Genomic DNA, 17,643 nt, shown 5'->3' with positions numbered 1-17,643 from the left:
GGAAAAACTTATGAGTCACTTTCTTTCACAGTCCTGGTTGATCGACCGCCGGCACGCGCTGCGTGCGATGGGGACCTGCATCTCGCTCCCGTTCCTGGAGTGCATGGTTCCATTGCGAGCGGCGGAACAACAGGTGGCAACGCCGAAGCGCAGTGCCTTCATCTACCTGGCGAACGGCGTGCATTCGCTCAACTACCAGATCACCACACCGGGACGCGATTACCAGTTTTCGCGGTCGCTTAAGCCGTTGGAAAAGCACCGGGAAGTGATCACGCCGATCAGCGGGCTGCATCATCCCGGTGCTCTCAGTCACCACCACAATTGCATTTCGGTGTGGCTGACCGGCGGGAAGCTCGGGCCTTCGGATAAGAACACGATCTCGGTCGATCAGAAGATGGCCGAGATCACCGCGAAGCACACTCGCTATTCCTCGATGGAGATCGCCCTCACGGGAGATTCGCTTGGCTGGACGGCGGATGGCGTCCGGTTGCCTTCGATGCGTCGCTGCAGCGAGATCTTCGCGTCGCTGTTTGAAGAACCGAAAGGCGGCAAGACGGCCCAGCGACGAACACTGCGCCGCAAAGGGAGCGTGCTCGATGCCAACCTCGCGGAAGTGCGGAAGCTCGAACAAACGATGGGAGCGGCGGATAAAGGTCGGCTCGATCAATATCTGACTTCCGTTCGAGAAGCCGAAGTTCGCACGCGACGAGCCGATGCGTGGCTTGATACTCCGCTGCCGACCATCGCCGACGACGATCGCAAACGGACCAATCGCGACATCCCCCACACGCAAGCGGGCGACTACTTCCGCACCGTCTATGACTTGATTGTGCTCGCGTTTCAGACCGACCTGACGCGCGTCGCCACGTTCAGTCTCGGCGGCGAAGGGGATGCGTTTGCGATTCCCGAGATCGGCATCACCGAGTCGCGCCATCAACTCAGCCATCACGGCGGCGATGCGGGCTATATGGAGAAGCTCACGAACTACGACACGTTCGCCATCGAGCAATACAGCTACTTCCTCACGCGACTCGCCGAGACGAAAGACCTCAACGGTAAGCCACTCTTGGGGACAACGATGGCGCTCTTCGGCAGCGGCATGTCCTACGGCCACAGCCACGGCAACGCCAATCTTCCGTTGGTCCTCGCCGGCGGTTCCGACCTCGGCCTGAAGCACGGCAGCCATCTCGACCTCAATCAAGGTCATTTCAAGGGCTATCAGCTCGACAAGCCCGGCGAGCACTACTCGCTCTGCAGCCGCCCCGCGAATCCGAATGCTCATATGAGCAACTTGCTGCTCTTGATGGCTCAGTGCATGGGAGTCGAGACCGACAACTTTGGCGATAGCAACAAGGTCATCGAATTATGAGCGAATTCTTAGTTCTTAGTTCTTGGGACTTCGTTTCTCGCTCGTCGTTCTTCGTTCGCTCCTCGCTCTTGGTGCTTGCGTGTTGGTCCTTCGTTACGACGCCCGCCTTTAGCCAGGAACGAGGAACCAAGAACAAAGAGCCAGAAACCCAGCCGCTCCGCCCCGAAGCGGGGAAGTTTCCCCCATTCGAAAAATCGCACGCCTATCGGGGCGAACTCGTCTTCGTGGACCATGCCAACCGCCGTGGCAGTATTCGTGTCGAAGGGACAGGGAAGTTCTACCGCAACGATCCGCAACCTTTTGCCATGCTGCCCTATGGCGTCGTGCGTTATCAGGGAGCGCCGGCGGATCTGCGAGACATTCCGCTCGGCACTGTGATGCACGTCCGCGATTTCCTTCCACCGGACCCAAAGACCTCCGCTGTGCCGGTGCTGCCGGTGAACAACAAGGAGAAAGATGTGGGGCATTATCGTGGCACCGGCACCGCCCCCGCCGAAAACCATGTGCTACTCCTTGAGGACGAGCCCAGTCACTGCCTGCGCGAGGGCAAGGTTTGGAAGCTCAACGAGGTGACTCTTAAGAACAACGCGGGAAAGATCATCGCGAGTCGCAAGCAAAGGTCTGCCGAAGCGGGCGACTCTAAAGAAGAAGAATTGACGTTCGATGCCGCCACTCGCATTTGGCGTGGACGCGAGCGAATTCGAGTCGCGGATTTGGTTGCAGAAAAAGCATGGCCCGTCAGTGGTAAGAAATCCCTTGATGGGCAGGCAGTCCAACTCGGAATCACCTGGAAGCCCGCGCCGGGGGATGGTTTGAGTGGTGCTTTCACCCAATTTCACATCTCGGATATTTGGCTGGACGACGCTGCCATTCAAAACGCAGCGCTATTCCAGACCGAGACGCACAAAGTCTTCATCCGCAGTCGCTGGATGCCGGCCTGGGTGGATGCGGTTGAGTATGGCAAGTTCGGCCGCGCCACTGTCACCGCGACGCTTTTCGGAGGCATGGATCCTTCCCTCTATACCGACTTCCAGAAAGGCGCCGGAGCCCAAATGAACGGAGCCGAGAACACGTTGAAGCACACGGCCGGCCACTACGGTCCCTCTCACATCGCTGCCAATGGCAAGATCGTCGATGTCACTCAGGCAAGCGGAGAAGCCCCCGTCGGCAGCAGCGGCATCCAAATCCAGTTCGAGACGGAGTTGATCATCGAGGGAATCCGCCCCGGACGAGTCGTGCGTGTCCGCCCCGAAAGCTGGCCCAAGATGCAAGTCCCCCGAGAGGAGTACCTGTTCGACGGCGCCAGCATCGACGAGCGTTTTCCCACTCCAGCTATCTTCCCGAAATACTGATCCACACATGAGACAACTCTTCGCTTCTGGTTCTTGGTTCTTGGTTCCTCGTTTGAGGTTCTTGATTTGTTGCTCGTTGATGGTGCTGGTCGGTTCGTTGATGCTTCAGGCGATCGCTCGAAGCGAAGAATCAGGAACCAAGAACCAAGAACAACCATACCGCCCCGAGCCTGGAAAATTTCCCGCGCTAGAAAAGGCACTCTCTTACCGAGGCGTGCTGGCGTTCGTGGACCATGCGAATCGGCGTGGCAGTCTTCGCGTGGAAACGCCCGGCGAGTTCTTCCGCAATGCTCCGCATCCGTTCGCGATGCTTCCTTACGGCATCGTGCGATATCACGGAGCGCCGGCGGATCTTCGAGACATCCCGCTCAGCACCGTCATGCATGTGCGAGCATTCCTCCCCCCCGATCCGAAGGTTTCTTCCGTGCCGGTTCTCCAGAAAGGGAACCCCGACCGGCCCGCGGAGAATCACGTCATGCTCCTCGAAGACGAGCCCAGTTTCTGCCTGCGAGAAGGCATGGTTTGGAAGCTGAAGGAGGTTGAGGTTCAAGCGAATCAAGGGCTGATCGCGGCCACTCGTGAGCCCAAAGCCGGTGGCGACGGCAAAGCCAACGTGGAAAAGCTGACCTTCAACGCCGCAACGCGATTCTGGCGCGGCCGCGAATGTCTCAGTCTCGACGACCTGATCACAGAAGGCGTCTGGCCTGCAAACGGAAAGAAGTCACTGGACGGTCAGGCGGTTCTGCTCGGGCTGACTTGGGAGCCGACGCCCAACGGAGTGTTCCTGCGGTATCACGTTTCGGACATCTGGCTGGACGATGCCGCTCTGCAACGAGCCACCAAGAATCAAACCGAGGCACACAAAGCGCTGATCCGCAGCCGCTGGATGCCTGCCTGGGTGGATGCCGTCGAGTACGGCAAGTTCGGCCGAGCGAAGGTGACCGCGACATTGTTTGGCGGCATGGACAACTCGCTCTACGCAGACTTCAAGGCTGGCAGCTCCGCGCAGATGAACTCGGTCGAGAACACCTTGAAGCACACCCACGGCGACTACAGCCCCGCACACATGGCCTCTGGCGGAGCGATCCTGGATGTCACCCGGCTTCCTGGAGACGCCCCCTTAGGCAGCAGCGGCATTCAGATTCGTTTCGAGACAGACCAGATCATCGAAGGCATCCGCCCCGGGCGCGTCGTCCGTGTCCGACCCACGAGCTGGCCCCTGGTCAACCTGTCTCGTGAAGAATACCTCAGAGAAAGCCTCGAGGAGCGATTCCCCAGCCCTGACATCTTCCCGAAGTACTAACCCACCCGCCAAGATTCCATTGGGAATGTGAAGTCATCGAGCACGATCTGGAGCACGTCTGATGTTTCTCACGCGAACCGCCAGTGGAGATTTTCGAGTACGACGGCTCGGTAAATACCCTTCTGTCATGTCGCTCTTTGCGGGTCTCACGCTCTTCGCGGCATCGGCCCACGGTGCGGACGACCTTGCGCAATCGTTTGCCAAGCAGATTCAGCCACTGCTCGTGAAGACCTGCGAGAAGTGTCATGGGAAAATGCCCACGGACAACGACCTTGATCTCACGAGCTTCGGTTCGGCTCAGGCGATCGTCGCCAAGCCCAAGGTGCTGAGCGATGTCGCCGAGCGTTTGCGTCTGGGCGACATGCCGCCGAAGGACGCGCCGCAGCCGACCCCGGCCGAGCGGAACCAACTGCTGGGCTGGATCACGGCGGCGCTCGATGCGGAAGCGGCCGCGCGGGCTGGTGATCCTGGACCGGTGACGCTGCGACGGCTGAGCAACTCCGAGTACGACAATGCGATCCGCGATCTCACCAGCGTCGACATATGGCCAACGCGGGCTCGTGAGTTCCCCACCGACAGTGTTGGCGGAGAGGGGTTTGCGAACGTCGGCGACGCGATGCCGGTCACTCCCGAGCTGGTAGAACGCTATCACCAGACCGCTCGTGACGTTGCCGCGCGAGTAGTGCTACTGCCCGGCGGTTTTCGCTTTTCCCCTTCCACCGAACGCCCGGATTGGACTGAGGAGGCTCTCAAGCCGCTCCGCAGTTTCCACGCTCGCTATGCCGGACCCAATGGAGAGCCGCCGCTACCGGCGCATCTCGCGGCGACCTTGAAGCACCGCGATAGGCTCACCCGTGGGGGGGCCGCCGACATCGCTGCGGTGGCCGCCGAGGAAAAGCTCAACGCCACATATCTGGCGGCACTTTGGGCGGGACTCAACGGCAAGTCGGCCTCGCCTGCGGAAGTCATTGCCCAGTCGAAGCAGTGGTACGAGAAAACGGCCCAGGCGGAAGCCGAGAAGCAACGGCGGCAGATGGCTTTCCAATCGGCCAAGAAGGCAATCGAGGCTCGCTGGGCCTCGTCGAAACGTGTCCTCGCGGAGTCGAAAGTCGCGGAAGCGGGCTCAGTTCTTCTCGAGCGCAAGGTCTCGGTTCAACGCGGCGAACTGCTGCTCCTTACCGTGCTTCCGAACGAAAATCACGGGGCCGACAGCACGCTCGTCGAATGGACGATCCGCGAAACCACTGGCGATCAGCGAACCTGGAGCATTGCCGATCTGGTGCCCAATCTACTGAAGGGGAACCCGTGGTCGGACAAGCACGAGGCCCGTTGGAGCTTTCTGGAAACGACGTCCACTCCGGTGTTCCTCACCGAACGGCGCGACAGCAGCGCGGGACGGCCCGAACTGAAATCGTGGAGCATCGGTTCCGAACCCTCGGTCTTCGTGAACTCGGCTGCGGAACCAATTAAAGTATGGACGACATTGCCCGCACGATCGGTCTTCGTGCATCCCGGACAGAAACGACCCGTGGCGATCGCCTGGACGAGTCCGATTGCTGGTGAGTTGTCGGTCGCGGGTCGCGTCGCCGATGCTCACCCGAGCGGTGGTGATGGGGTCTCGTTCGAGCTGTCGCATGTCGCGGCTCCGGACTTGGGGCAGGCACTGGCTGATCTGGGCAGCGTGCCCACGAGTCAGCCGGACGCCGGTCTGCCTCCCGACATGCTCGCCCTTGTCCGGGAAAAGTGGCGAGAGGCTACCACCGATCCAGCACCGGTCTTGGCGGCGATCAAGGCCATGCAGGACCAGTTGTTTCAAGGCAACTACGGGAAGAATGCGGCCCTCGCGGTCGGCAATGGCTTTCCCGCCTGGGAGGATCTGCGTCGCGTGGTCGCTCGCGAGCGGGTCCAAGGCGCCGCCCGTGAGCCGCTCTTTCGCATGGTCGCATTGCCAGCTCAACCCGACACCTTCGTGATCTGGGACCGGCTGCGACTGGAAGGTGGTGACGGTCCGCCGCTGGTGTTTGCGGAGCATCCCGAATTGGGCGCGGCCATTGAGCAGGCCTCCGGACTCAAATTCGGTCAGCACCCGCAGGGGCGACCGGTGCCAAAGTCCGCTCTGGTCACGGCTGCCGGCGCCGAGGTCGTCATCGATCTGAAAAAATTGCCAGACGAGTTGCAGAAGGCACTGACGCTGCCTCGGTTTCTCCGCGCCGATGTGAGCTTAGATGAAGCCAGCCCGGAGACGTCGGCCGTTCAGGCATTCCTGATCGCTGCTACGGGCGGTGGCGGAAGATTGGCTGAGCCGGTCGCCAAAGCTGAAGTGGGCGACCCGCATGCCGCGCAGATCGTGCATCCGCGTGTGGCCGCCGAACGGGCTCGACCGGCTGCGGAGTTTCGCGCCCTCTTTCCGCGGGCGGTCCTGTTTCAACCGATTATCCCGCGAGACGCCCAGGGGAGCGTGTTCTTGTACCGCCGCGAAGACGAGCCGTTGCGTCGGCTCCTGCTCGACGAGGCGGGCCGGGCTGAGCTCGACCGACTGTGGAGCGAACTGGAGTTTGTGAGCGAGCAAGCGCTCGCCACTCCGATCGCATATGCGGGACTCGTGCAGTACTACCGCAAGCCGAACGACGGCGCGCGGATCATGTTCTTCTACATCCAGCTGTTCGAGGAACAGATCAAACGGGAGGAGAAAGCCTTTCTCGCGACTCAGGTCGCCGCGGAATCGAGGCACCTTGAGGCACTGCTCGCCTTCGCCGCGCGCGCCTGGCGCCGGCCGCTAGCCGACGACGAACGCGAGGCGATTCTCGCGTCCTACCGCGCCGACCGTGCCCAGGGTGCCAAACATGATCCAGCGTTCCGTGCCGCTCTGGCCCGGGTCCTCTCGTCGCCGTGGTTTCTGTATCGGGTGGAACAGCCTGCGCCGGGGTCGCACTGGCAGCCGGTCTCGGGCGATGAACTGGCGACGCGGCTGAGCTTCCTCCTCTGGGATTCGATCCCCGACGACGAGCTGAGGGCGAAGGCCGCGAAACTCCACGAGCCTGCGGTCATGGAGGAGCAACTCCGCCGCATGTTGAAGAACGTTCGCGTGCGCGGCATGGCCGAAGAGTTCGGTGCCCGTTGGCTGGGTGTGCGGGACTTCGTCACCAATCACGGCCGAAGCCTGAAGCATTTCCCCGAGTTCACTCCGATGTTGCGAGACGCGTTGGCCGAGGAGCCGGTGCGGTTCTTCGAGGATCTGTTGGTGAACGACCGCCCGGTCGCCGACGTGATCGCCGCCGACGCGGTGGTTATCAACGATGTCCTTGCTAGGCACTATGGCATTCCCGGTGTGACTGGTTCGGAGTGGAGGCGTGTCGAGAAAGTTTCCGCCTACGGGCGTGGTGGATTTCTCGGTTTCGGCGCGGTGATCGCCAAGCAATCGGCGGCCGCGCGTACGAGCCCGATCAAGCGTGGGGCGTGGCTGGTGCAAGTGCTCGGCGAGCGGCTGCCCAAAGTCCCGCCCGACGTGCCGCCACTGCCAGAGACGCCCCCCGCTGGCCTTAGCGTGCGCGAGATCACCGAGCGTCATCGTGCGGACCCGAAATGTGCCGGTTGCCACGTCCGCATCGATCCCTACGGCATGACGCTGGAGCGTTTCGACGCCATCGGCCGACTGCGGCCCGCCAGCGAGCTGAAGCCGGGCGACACCAAAGGAACGCTCCGCGACGGCACCGAGATCGAGGACATCGTCGGTCTGCGGAACTACTTCGCCGGACCGCGCCGCGAGGACCTGTTGCGGACACTCGCCCGCAAGCTGACGGGCTACGCGCTGGGCCGAGCCGTGATGACGTCGGACCGCAAGCTCGTAGACGAAGTGACCAAGACCATGACCAGCGGCGGCCGCTGGTCGGATGCCCTGCTCGTCATTGTTCGCAGCGAGCAGTTTCGCTGCATTCGACCGACAAGTGCCGATGCCGCCACGCCCCCCTAAAGCGGCAACAGGTACGACGGACTTCTAGTCCGTTGCGCCGATCGACGGACTGGAAGTCAGTCGTACAAAGATCTGCCCATCGTTCAACATACACCCCTTGGCTCCGACTGAAACAACACGCTACCAAAAGGATACCTCCCATGTCCATCACATCCGCTTCGACCATCTCGCGACGGACACTTTTGCGCGGGATCGGTGTATCTATGGCTCTGCCGTGGCTCGAATCGCTCTCGTTCGCAGCGGGCGAAAAAACCAACTCCGCCGATCAGCCGCCCATTCGCACGCTGGTCACATTTACGGGCATGGGCTTTCACTCGCAGCACTGGTGGGCCAAGGGCGAGGGAGCGGGCATGGAACTCGGGCCGTGTCTGAAACCGCTCGAGCCGTGGAAGGAGCGGCTGGTCTTCCTTCGCGGCCTGTGGAACGAGCAGGCCAACAAGGGCGCCATCCACTGCATGCAGACAGGGAACATGCTCAGCGGCGCGCCGTTGTCGGGGGCCGAAGTCCGCACGGGCGTCAGTTTTGATCAAGTGATGGCTCAGCGGATTGGCGACCGCACGCGAATCCCTTCGCTGGTGCTAGGCTGTGAAGGACCGATCCCGGGACTCCAGGACGGGCTTCCCTTGCTCTACAGCTCGCACATTTCCTGGAGCACGGCGGTGTCGCCAACCTGGACCGAGACGCGGCCCGCGCTGGCGTTCGACCAACTCTTCCGCACCGACCGCAATCGTGGCGACCGCCGCGTCGTTGATGCCGTGCTCGAAGACGCCCGGTCGCTTCGTCAGCGGCTCTCCCTCTCGGACCGTCAGAGGTTTGAGGAGTACCTGGGCAGCGTTCACGAGATCGAAGGTCGTATCAAACGAGCCGACAAGCAACGCGATGCCAACGGCTGGAAGCCAACTTTGGCCGCCCCCGATCGCCCGCGACCCGCCGACGGGATTCCCGCCGACATTCCGGAGTATTGGAAGCTGATGAACGACATCGTGCTGCTCGCCTTTCGCACCGACACCACCCGGATCGCGACCCTCAAGTATTGCAACGATGGCTCCGCCGAAACCCACACTCACTGCGGCGCAAAAGATCAGCATCACCAGATGGCCCACACCCAGCCGCCGGAACTCATCCCACTCAACCAGTTCTTCATGTCCCAGTTGGCCTACCTCTGCGAGCGAATGTCGGAGGTCAAGGAAGGGGACCGCACATTACTCGACAATACTGCAATCGCGCACTGTTCGAGCATGTTGCACGGCAACCATGACGCGAAGCAGTTGCCGATCGTCCTGCTCGGCGGCGCAGGCGGCAAACTCCGCGGCGGCCGCGTACTCGACTACCTCAATTCGCCCAACCGGCGCATGTGCAGCCTGTTCCTCAGCCTGATGGAGTGGGGCGGCTTGGAACTCGACCGCTTTGGCGATTCGACAGAGCGGTTGACGGGCATTTGATCGGGCTCTCTATGACTTGTGAACGAGATTCTGTCATGAAAATGTTTTCTGCTGTGTGTGTGATTGCGGTGCTGGCAGCGTCCTCTTCGTCTTCGAACGGCTTCGCTGCGGATTCTTTCGACCAGTCGATTCGGCCGCTGTTGCGCGACTATTGCGTCACTTGCCATTCCACCGAGAAGCAGGAAGGCGAGCTTGACCTGGAGCGATTCATATCATTGGAGCAGGTCAAGCGGCACGCTGAAGTTTGGGAGCGGGTTCAGGAACAAATGGCTATGGGCGAAATGCCGCCGAAGGATGCCAAACAGCTTTCGGCGGAACAGAGGCGGCTCCTGGCCGGATGGGTTCGTAGTACGCTCAACGAGATCGCGCTGGCCAATTCGGGCGATCCGGGTCCGGTCGTTCTCCGCCGGTTGTCCAATTACGAATACACCTACTCGCTCCGCGATTTGACCGGAGTGCCGTCACTCGATCCGGCCCGCGAGTTCCCGGTTGACGGCGCGGCGGGCGAAGGCTTCACGAACGTCGGCTCGGCGCTGGTCATGTCGCCGGCGCTGCTGTCGAAGTACCTCGAAGCCGCAAAGGATGTGGCGAGTCACATGGTGCTGACCCCCACAGGCATTCGCTTCTCTGCCGGGACATCGTCACGCGACGCGACGAACGAGACCCTGGCGAGAATTCGCGATTTTTACGCGCGGTCCAGTGACACTGGGGAGCAGTCAGTCGAAGTCGGCGGCACGGGGAAAGTCAGTTCCAAAGGCGGGATGCTGCCCCTCAATAAGTACCTAGCCGCCGCTACCCAGGAGCGTGTCGCCCTGGCCAATGGTTCGAAGAAGATCGCCGATGTGGCTCGCGAGCGCGGCCTGAGCGCCAAATACCTCGGACTGCTGTGGACCATGCTGCAAGAGCAGAAGCAGGAGCAGAAACCCTCGCTCGTTCTCGATTCGCTGCGTGTGAAGTGGCGTGAAGGAAATCTTGCGGCAGCCGACATTGAGCCGTGGCAGAAGGCGCTGTGGCGATTCTCCAATGTGGGACATCTCGGAAAGGTCGGTGGCCCGAAGTCCTGGCTGGAACCGGTGACACCGCTCGCGACCCAGCATGAGTTGCGGATGAAATTGCAGCCCCCACCGGACGGAAGCGATCTCACGCTATACTTCTCTACCAGCGATGCCGGTGATGGCGATGTCACCGATGTCGCCCTCTGGGACAATGCCCGCCTCATCACGCCCGGACGTGGCGAACTGCTCTTGCGCGATGTGCGCTCGGTGTTGTTGCAGATGGAGCGGCATCGTGCTGCCGTCGGCGAGAGCGCTGTGCGTTGCCTCGCCGCTGCCCATGAAGCCGAGAGCGCTGAGGGCAAGCCCGATCTCGCCGCATTGGCGCAGAAGCACAACGTAGATGCCAAGGTGCTCGCCGGCTGGCTGACTCATCTCGGCATTGGCGGCGCAGGTGGATTGAAGCTGGAGCCGCTGCTCGTGAAGAAGACGCAGAGCGTGGCAAACTACGATTTTATCAAAGGCTGGGCCGGAGACAACGCGTTGAGTGTGATGGCGAACTCATCTGACGCCACGGCGCGCATCCCAGGCGAGATGAAGCCGCACAGCATCGCCACGCATCCTTCGCCGAAACTCGCTTCGGTCATCGCATGGCGCAGTCCGGTCGGCGGCACCTTGCGTATCAGCGGTAGCGTGCAGGACGGAGACACAGCCTGCGGTAATGGCATCCTATACTCATTGGAGCTGCGACGCGGGCAGACACGCGAAGTACTGGCGACCGGCGAGAGCAAGGGCTCGTCCGTGATTTCGCTGGGGCCGCTTCAAGGCGTGAGTGTGATGCAGGGCGATGTGGTCGCACTTGTGATTGATCCGCGAAATGGCGAACACGCCTGCGATCACACGCCGGTGAATCTGACTCTCAGCGATGGCAAGTTGGAGTGGGACCTCGTCAAGGATGTTTCCCCCGACATTCTCGCCAGCAATCCACACGCTGACCGACACGGCAACAGCGCTGTGTGGCACTTCCTCAGCCAGCCGGCCAGTGGCGCCGCATCGCCCACCGCTGCGGTCGACTCGGCTTCACTGCTCTTGAAATGGAGGAAGGTAAAGGACACAGCCGAGCGAGCGCAAGTCGCCGCGCAAGTGCAACAGTTGCTCCAGCAGGACGATGCAGCAGCGAAGGCGAGTCCGGCAGATCGTGCTCTGAGGCAGCAACTCCTCTCTCTCGATGGTCCTCTCCTCGCCGACGCATGGCGCTCGGTGAAAGCGCAGGCCGGAGATGCCTCTGCGTCGCCTTACGGACTCGACCCTGCGGTGTTCGGCAAGCATCCCAGGGGCGGCGAGGTCGCCGCAACGAGCCTCTGCGTGCAGGCCCCATCGATCATCGAAGTGCGACTCCCCGCATCGCTGCTCACTGGCGTTGAATTGGTCGCCACAGGCCGCCTGCATCCCGCCAGCGGCAGCGAAGCCAGCGTGCAAATGCAGATTCACACCACCAAACTCGCTGCTGCTTCCGGCCTGCGAGCCACGAGCGCGACCTTAACCAAAGAAGCCGGCGCGTGGAACAGCAGCAAACCGCCGATGATGTTTGACGCGCCGATCTTGGTGGCGGAAGGCAGCGACGCGCGTCGCCGGTTCGAGACGGCCTTTGATGACTTCCGCGCCCTGTTCCCCGCAGCGCTGTGCTACACGAAGATCGTGCCCGTGGATGAGGTCGTGACACTGACGCTGTTCCATCGCGAAGACGAACCACTACGGCGACTGATGCTCAACGATGATCAAATCGCCGAGTTGGACCGCTTGTGGGACGAACTGCATTTCGTCAGCGAAGACGCTCTCACGTTGGTGGATGCTTACGAGCAAATCTGGCAGTTTTCGACGCAGGACGGCCCCAACGCTCCCAACGGAGATAAACGATTGGAACCCCTGCGCGAGCCGATCATGGCTGCTGCGGCAAAGTTCAAAGAACAGAAGAAAGCGGCCATCGAACCTCAAAAGGCCGCCGTGCTCGCCTTGGCCGAGAAAGCCTGGCGACGGCCACTCACCGAGTCGGAGACCACCGGTTTGAGGAAGTTCGAGCCCCGCTTGATGCTCGTGCGAATCCTCACATCTCCGGCGTACCTGTATCGCAGCGAAACGCCCGCGACTCAAACCGGCCCGGTGAATGACTGGGAACTCGCGACGCGGCTGAGTTACTTCCTGTGGTCTTCAGTTCCCGATGACGAGTTGCGCGGTGTCGCCGCTGCGGGACGGCTGCGCGATCCTGATGTCCTGGCGGCCCAAGCTCGCCGCATGTTGAAGGACGATCGCATTCGCCGCCTGGCCACGGAGTTTGGGTGCCAGCACCTGCATGTTCGCGATGTGGCCACGCTCGATGAGAAGAGCGAACGCCACTTCCCTGCCTTCAAGCCGCTCCGTGAAGCGATGCAGGAAGAAGTGACTCGCTTCTATATCGACCTCTTCCAGAATGATCGCAGCTCGCTCTTGCTGCTGGATGCGGATTACACGTTCCTCAACAAGCCGCTGGCTGATCACTATGGCATCCCGTTCGAAGGAAGCGATTGGCAGCGAGTAGAAGGTATCAAGAAGTATGGCCGCGGGGGCGCACTGGGCTTCTCGGCCACGCTCGCGAAGCATTCCGGAGCATCAAGGACGAGTGCCATCCTGCGTGGCATGTGGGTCAGCGAAGTGCTGCTCGGCGACAAGATTCCCAATCCGCCCAAAGGAGTTCCGACGTTGCCGGAAGAGGCCCCGGAAGGACTCAGCGAACGCCAGTTGATCGAACGCCACAGCAGCGACGTGCGCTGCGCAGGCTGCCACAAACGAATCGACCCCTTCGGTTTCGCGCTCGAAGGCTTCGATGCGATCGGTCGAACGCGGGCGGCCGACACGAAGTCCGTGACCTTCGACGGCACGGCTGTGGAAGGCTTGGCCGGTTTGCGGGATTATCTGGCCAACCAGCGTCGAGCCGATTTCCTCCGGCAGTTCAGTCGCAAACTGCTCGGCTACTCACTGGGGCGAAGCGCGCAACTGTCCGACCAACCGCTGATCGACAACCTCTCCAAAACGGAGGGAGGCCATGTCGGCAAGATGATCGAGCAGATTGTTCGCAGTCCTCAGTTCCGCGAGATTCGCGGGCGAGACTCTATTTCCAGCAACCCACCTTCGTTTAGCGGCAAGCCGTAGGCGTCGGTGAATACGACACACAGTGCGCAGTCGCCTGCGGCTAGCCGTTAAACGAATCCCCCTTCATCGGAGCAAACATGAACCAGCATCACTTCTCACGGCGAACATTCCTGCACGGACTTGGCGTTTCGATGGCGCTCCCCTGGATGGAGTCGCTGCGTGTCTGGGGAGACGAGACTAACTCATCCAAGGTCGCCAGCCAAGCACCGATCCGGTTGTGCGTGACCTTCTCCGGCAATGGCTTTCATTCGAAGGAATGGTGGGCCAAAGGGGAAGGCCGCAATATGGAACTCGGGCAGGTCCTTCAGCCGCTGGCCGATTTCCGAGAGAAGTTGGTCTTTGTGCGCGGCTTGTACCACGAAGAAGCACGCAAAGGGAACATTCACAGTTCGCAGACCGGCAACATGCTCTCGGGCGCTCCGATCGCCAGCGGCGGCGAGATTCGCTCAGGGACCAGCTTCGATCAGGTCATCGCTCAGACCTATGGCCGCAGCACCAAAGTCCCGAGTATGGTCCTGGCCTGCGAGACATCGAACCCGTCGGTTCACAAGAACTACAGCATGCTTTACAGCTCGCACATCTCGTGGAGTTCCCCGACGACTCCCACACCTCTGGAACTCTATCCCGCGCTGGCATTCGACCGACTCTTCAAGGACGCATCGTCACCGGAAGACAAGAGCGTGCTCGATGCGGTGCTGGCGGATGCCCAAGATCTGCGGCGAAAAATCAGCACGGGGGACAAGCAGAAGCTGGATGAGTATCTCGACAGCGTGCGTGAGATCGAGACCCGTATCGCCAACGCCGGTAAGCGCGGCGAGCTACAAGGCTGGCGGCCGACGCTTGACAAACCCAACATGGCGCGGCCCGCCGACGGAATTCCTCAGGACATCGCCGAACACATGCGGTTGATGATCGACATCCTGGTGCTGGGCTTTCAAACCGATACCACGCGCGTTGCGACGCTCAAGCTCAACAACGATCACAGTGCGTTGCGATTTCCCAACTTGGCCAGCGTCGAACAACCGGGCCACGGCATCGACTACATGATTCACCATCTGCTCTCGCATTCTGACAAGACGGACTGGTTGAAGGTGAATCAGTTCTTCATGGAGCAACTCGCCTACATGGCGTGGAAGCTAGACGCCATCCAAGAAGGCCCACGCACGCTCCTGGACAACACGATGCTGATGCACTGTTCGAGCATGATGGCCGGAGCGTTGCACAACAACGACCAACTGCCTGTCATCCTACTAGGCGGCGCCGGGGGCCAATTGAAAGGCGGCCGAGTCCTCGACTACACCGGCAAATCCGACCGCCAACTCAGCCGCTTGTTCCTCTCGATGATGGACCAATTCAACGTCCGCCTGAAGACCTTCGGCGACGCTAGGACTCGGCTGGAAGAAGTCTGATTGACGCCGAGAGCCTCCTGAAATCGACGACTTTCTTATCGCAGCTGTATTCTAAGCGGATACCCGTGCCGACTTTCGCCGTGCCCGACCAACACAACTATCCGATGCGAACCCAACTCAGGAAACTTCCATGATCCGCGACGCCGAGCTGAGTTACGAGGCAACTCGGTCACGAATCCACAAGCAAAAGAGATTCTCAAAGACCAATTGCACGTTACATGTAGCGAGGAAAAAGATGAGAAGCTTGTTCACCGGTTTGATGCTGTGCTTGCTCGTAGTAATGCCCGGAGAATCTTTGGCTCAGACGCTAGACAAAGCCGCCGAGGCAGCCGCGAAAAAGCTGTTCGATAGGCAGTCGATCGGAATCGAACTGAAGATGCAGGGGGAATACGTCGGCCAGGACGGAGACAAGCCGGTCGGTGTTCAGGTGGTAGCACGGGGCGACAAGGCGTTTCATGCGCTAGTCCTGGAAGGAGGATTGCCGGGAGACGGTTGGGATGGCGGCCGTTACGGTCTCTTGGAAAGCGGCCCGATATCGGAAGGGCGAGCAGAGTTCCGTTCGCCGAACGACGAAGGCTGGGGCGCCGTTCTTGACGAGAACGGTCTAACGCTGAAACGCGGTGACCGGAAGGCGCTATTGAAACGTGTGGATCGTAAGAGCGAAACCTTGGGGCTGCAGCCTCCTGCGGGTGCGATCGTTCTCTTCGGCGGTATGAAACCGAACGTGGACGCGTTCGAGGAACGCAAAGACATCGAGGGGCAGACCTCGCCTTTGATGTTCGAGGGAAACATGATGGCGGGGGCGGTGACGAAACGTCGTTTCCGAGACTACATGTTGCACGTGGAATTCATGACGGGCTGGGAGCCGCAAAACATTCCGTGGCGCCGAGCTGATGCGGGCATATACATGCTCGCCCGTTATGAGGTGGCGATCGGCGATAGTTTTGGATTCGATTTCGATCTGTCGGGCGCTACAAGTCCAAATCGACCCCAGTTGGTCAGCGACAAGAAAACGTCGTCAAAGTTTCCAGAGGCGAAGCAAAGTAGTGCGCCGCGTGTTTGCGGCAGTGTTTTCACCTATCAAAGTAAGGTGCCGAACTCGTGTCTGCCTCCGCTGGTGTGGCAGACCCTAGACATCGAATTCACGGCGCCCCGTTTCGATGACAACGGGAAGAAGACATCGAAAGCGGTGATCTCGGTGAAGCTGAATGGGCACCAGACCGTGGACAAGTTGGAAGTAAACGGCCCCACGCCACACGGTTTCAAAGGTCCAGAGACGCCCGATGGCCCCATCTGGTTCGAAGCCTTCGGACGCCGCGTGCTGTACCGCAACATCTGGGTTGTGGAACGTCGATAGGGTCGGCGCGATTAACCCAATGGACCAGATTTCATAAATCAGCCCTTCGAGAATAGGACGAATGATCCACGTCATAGCCACCATCGAACTCGCGCCGAACTCGCGTGAAGTTTACCTGACAGAGTTCCGCAAAATCATCGACGACGTTCGCGCAGAGCAAGGCTGCATCGAATATGGCCCCGCCATCGACGCATCGACCGACTTATCCAATCAAGCCAAAGTCGGTCCCGACAAGGTTATAGTCATCGAGAAGTGGGCCGATGTCGCCGCGCTCAAGGCGCACTCAGTCGCGCCGCACATGCAAGCGTATCGTGTCAACGTCAAGGACTACGTGCGCGGCGTGCATTTGCTCGTGCTCGATCCGGCTGAGTGAATTCGGACCGGAAAGACCGAAAACTTATATCGCCTTAGCCCACTGCGCAGACTCGGTCTCGAAGCAGATGGCAAAAAAGTCATCGGCACGGTCTGGACGACCTCGCCGTGGAGCCTTGAATAGACACAGCGGCAAGCGAGAACCGTGGAATCCACCTAGAATTTCAAACGCAAATGCCAGTGATGAGAAAAAACATGAAGTCCCGAAGCTACTTCCGGTCATTTTCTTTCGACAGCCATACTCGGCCAAATGCGCCATACATTTCTCTCGCCGTCGCGACTGCGATCTGTTGCCTTCTTGGCGTGACGATGGTTGGCTCGTCTCAAGCTGAAGAAGCTTTTCGTGTTTACGCGCCCGGGAGCAGGACGCAGACGCTTTGGGTAGTCGACGCCGTACCCAAGGCCGACCGTGGTCTGGACTTGAAACTGGCCGAAAAGCCGGAACTGGGCATTAACGGCGGCGTCATTGCCGCACATCCGAAAAAGCCGCTTCTCTACATATCGAGTTTCGGCGGCGAGCGGGGTAAGGTGCCGGGAGCTGTTGTCACTTTGTCGGAAAACGGCAGCTACGTGAAACATCAAACGATTGCATTCAATGACGATGCGGCCTACCTCAGCCTCGATCGTAGCCATACTTTTCTCATGGGTGTGAGCTACGGAAACGGTCGGCTCAATGTCTATCGGCTGGATGAAAACGGAGTGCCGGGGAAGGCCGTGGCAACCGTGGACGAGGGGAAAAAAGAGGCCCATTGCATACTGACATCGCCCGACAACAAGTTCCTCTACGTTCCCTACGTGAAGGGCAACCTCGCGCTGCTGCAATACGGCTTCAATGCAACCACAGGGGCCGTCACGCCGCTCGAACCGCTCGACGCCAAGTCCTGGCGGTGA

10 protein-coding genes are annotated in these 17,643 nt (G+C 60.5%); all 10 read left to right on the top strand.

Annotated elements, in window-relative coordinates:
* Window positions 1-10 precede the first annotated feature (10 nt).
* Window positions 11-1,369 carry a DUF1552 domain-containing protein gene (locus ETAA8_RS00235; protein ID WP_145083146.1) on the top strand — a complete coding sequence of 453 codons (1,359 nt, stop codon included), beginning with the start codon at window positions 11-13 and terminating at the stop codon, window positions 1,367-1,369.
* Window positions 1,366-2,721: a hypothetical protein gene (locus ETAA8_RS00230; protein ID WP_202921460.1), complete on the top strand. Its 1,356-nt coding sequence runs from the start codon at window positions 1,366-1,368 to the stop codon at window positions 2,719-2,721. Before ETAA8_RS00235 ends, ETAA8_RS00230 begins: the two co-directional genes overlap by 4 nt.
* 259 nt (window positions 2,722-2,980) lie before the next feature.
* Complete coding sequence (locus ETAA8_RS00225; protein WP_238397641.1) at window positions 2,981-4,024, top strand: hypothetical protein; 1,044 nt, start codon at window positions 2,981-2,983, stop codon at window positions 4,022-4,024.
* A 61-nt stretch (window positions 4,025-4,085) separates the two neighbouring features.
* On the top strand, window positions 4,086-7,994 hold the full coding sequence (locus ETAA8_RS00220; RefSeq protein ID WP_145083142.1) for a DUF1592 domain-containing protein: 3,909 nt from the start codon (window positions 4,086-4,088) through the stop codon (window positions 7,992-7,994).
* A 140-nt stretch (window positions 7,995-8,134) separates the two neighbouring features.
* On the top strand, window positions 8,135-9,436 hold the full coding sequence (locus ETAA8_RS00215) for a DUF1552 domain-containing protein (RefSeq protein ID WP_238397640.1): 1,302 nt from the start codon (window positions 8,135-8,137) through the stop codon (window positions 9,434-9,436).
* Window positions 9,437-9,471: 35 nt separating this feature from the next.
* Entirely contained in the window at window positions 9,472-13,614 is a 4,143-nt protein-coding gene (locus ETAA8_RS00210) for a DUF1592 domain-containing protein (RefSeq protein WP_145083139.1), read from the top strand.
* A gap of 77 nt (window positions 13,615-13,691) precedes the next feature.
* Window positions 13,692-15,023, top strand: coding sequence for a DUF1552 domain-containing protein (locus ETAA8_RS00205; RefSeq protein WP_145083136.1), 1,332 nt, complete (start codon window positions 13,692-13,694; stop codon window positions 15,021-15,023).
* A 130-nt stretch (window positions 15,024-15,153) separates the two neighbouring features.
* On the top strand, window positions 15,154-16,380 hold the full coding sequence (locus tag ETAA8_RS00200; RefSeq protein ID WP_202921457.1) for a 3-keto-disaccharide hydrolase: 1,227 nt from the start codon (window positions 15,154-15,156) through the stop codon (window positions 16,378-16,380).
* Window positions 16,381-16,441: 61 nt separating this feature from the next.
* Window positions 16,442-16,753: a putative quinol monooxygenase gene (locus ETAA8_RS00195; protein ID WP_145083134.1), complete on the top strand. Its 312-nt coding sequence runs from the start codon at window positions 16,442-16,444 to the stop codon at window positions 16,751-16,753.
* Between the two features lie 194 nt (window positions 16,754-16,947).
* Entirely contained in the window at window positions 16,948-17,643 is a 696-nt protein-coding gene (locus tag ETAA8_RS00190) for a beta-propeller fold lactonase family protein (protein ID WP_202921456.1), read from the top strand.

Source organism: Anatilimnocola aggregata, from assembly GCF_007747655.1.
Taxonomy (GTDB): Bacteria; Planctomycetota; Planctomycetia; order Pirellulales; family Pirellulaceae; genus Anatilimnocola; species Anatilimnocola aggregata.
Note: the sequence above shows the minus strand (reverse complement) of the source record. Positions and strands in the feature narration are given on the sequence as shown.

Excerpts from the sequence above, each read along its gene's own strand:
- ETAA8_RS00235 (WP_145083146.1), top strand. The coding sequence starts at position 11 with ATGAGTCACTTTCTTTCACAGTCCTGGTTGATCGACCGCCGGCACGCG.
- ETAA8_RS00230 (WP_202921460.1), top strand. The coding sequence starts at position 1,366 with ATGAGCGAATTCTTAGTTCTTAGTTCTTGGGACTTCGTTTCTCGCTCG.
- ETAA8_RS00220 (WP_145083142.1), top strand. The coding sequence starts at position 4,086 with ATGTTTCTCACGCGAACCGCCAGTGGAGATTTTCGAGTACGACGGCTC.
- ETAA8_RS00215 (WP_238397640.1), top strand. The coding sequence starts at position 8,135 with ATGTCCATCACATCCGCTTCGACCATCTCGCGACGGACACTTTTGCGC.
- ETAA8_RS00210 (WP_145083139.1), top strand. The coding sequence starts at position 9,472 with ATGAAAATGTTTTCTGCTGTGTGTGTGATTGCGGTGCTGGCAGCGTCC.
- ETAA8_RS00205 (WP_145083136.1), top strand. The coding sequence starts at position 13,692 with ATGAACCAGCATCACTTCTCACGGCGAACATTCCTGCACGGACTTGGC.
- ETAA8_RS00200 (WP_202921457.1), top strand. The coding sequence starts at position 15,154 with ATGATCCGCGACGCCGAGCTGAGTTACGAGGCAACTCGGTCACGAATC.
- ETAA8_RS00195 (WP_145083134.1), top strand. The coding sequence starts at position 16,442 with ATGATCCACGTCATAGCCACCATCGAACTCGCGCCGAACTCGCGTGAA.
- ETAA8_RS00190 (WP_202921456.1), top strand. The coding sequence starts at position 16,948 with ATGAAGTCCCGAAGCTACTTCCGGTCATTTTCTTTCGACAGCCATACT.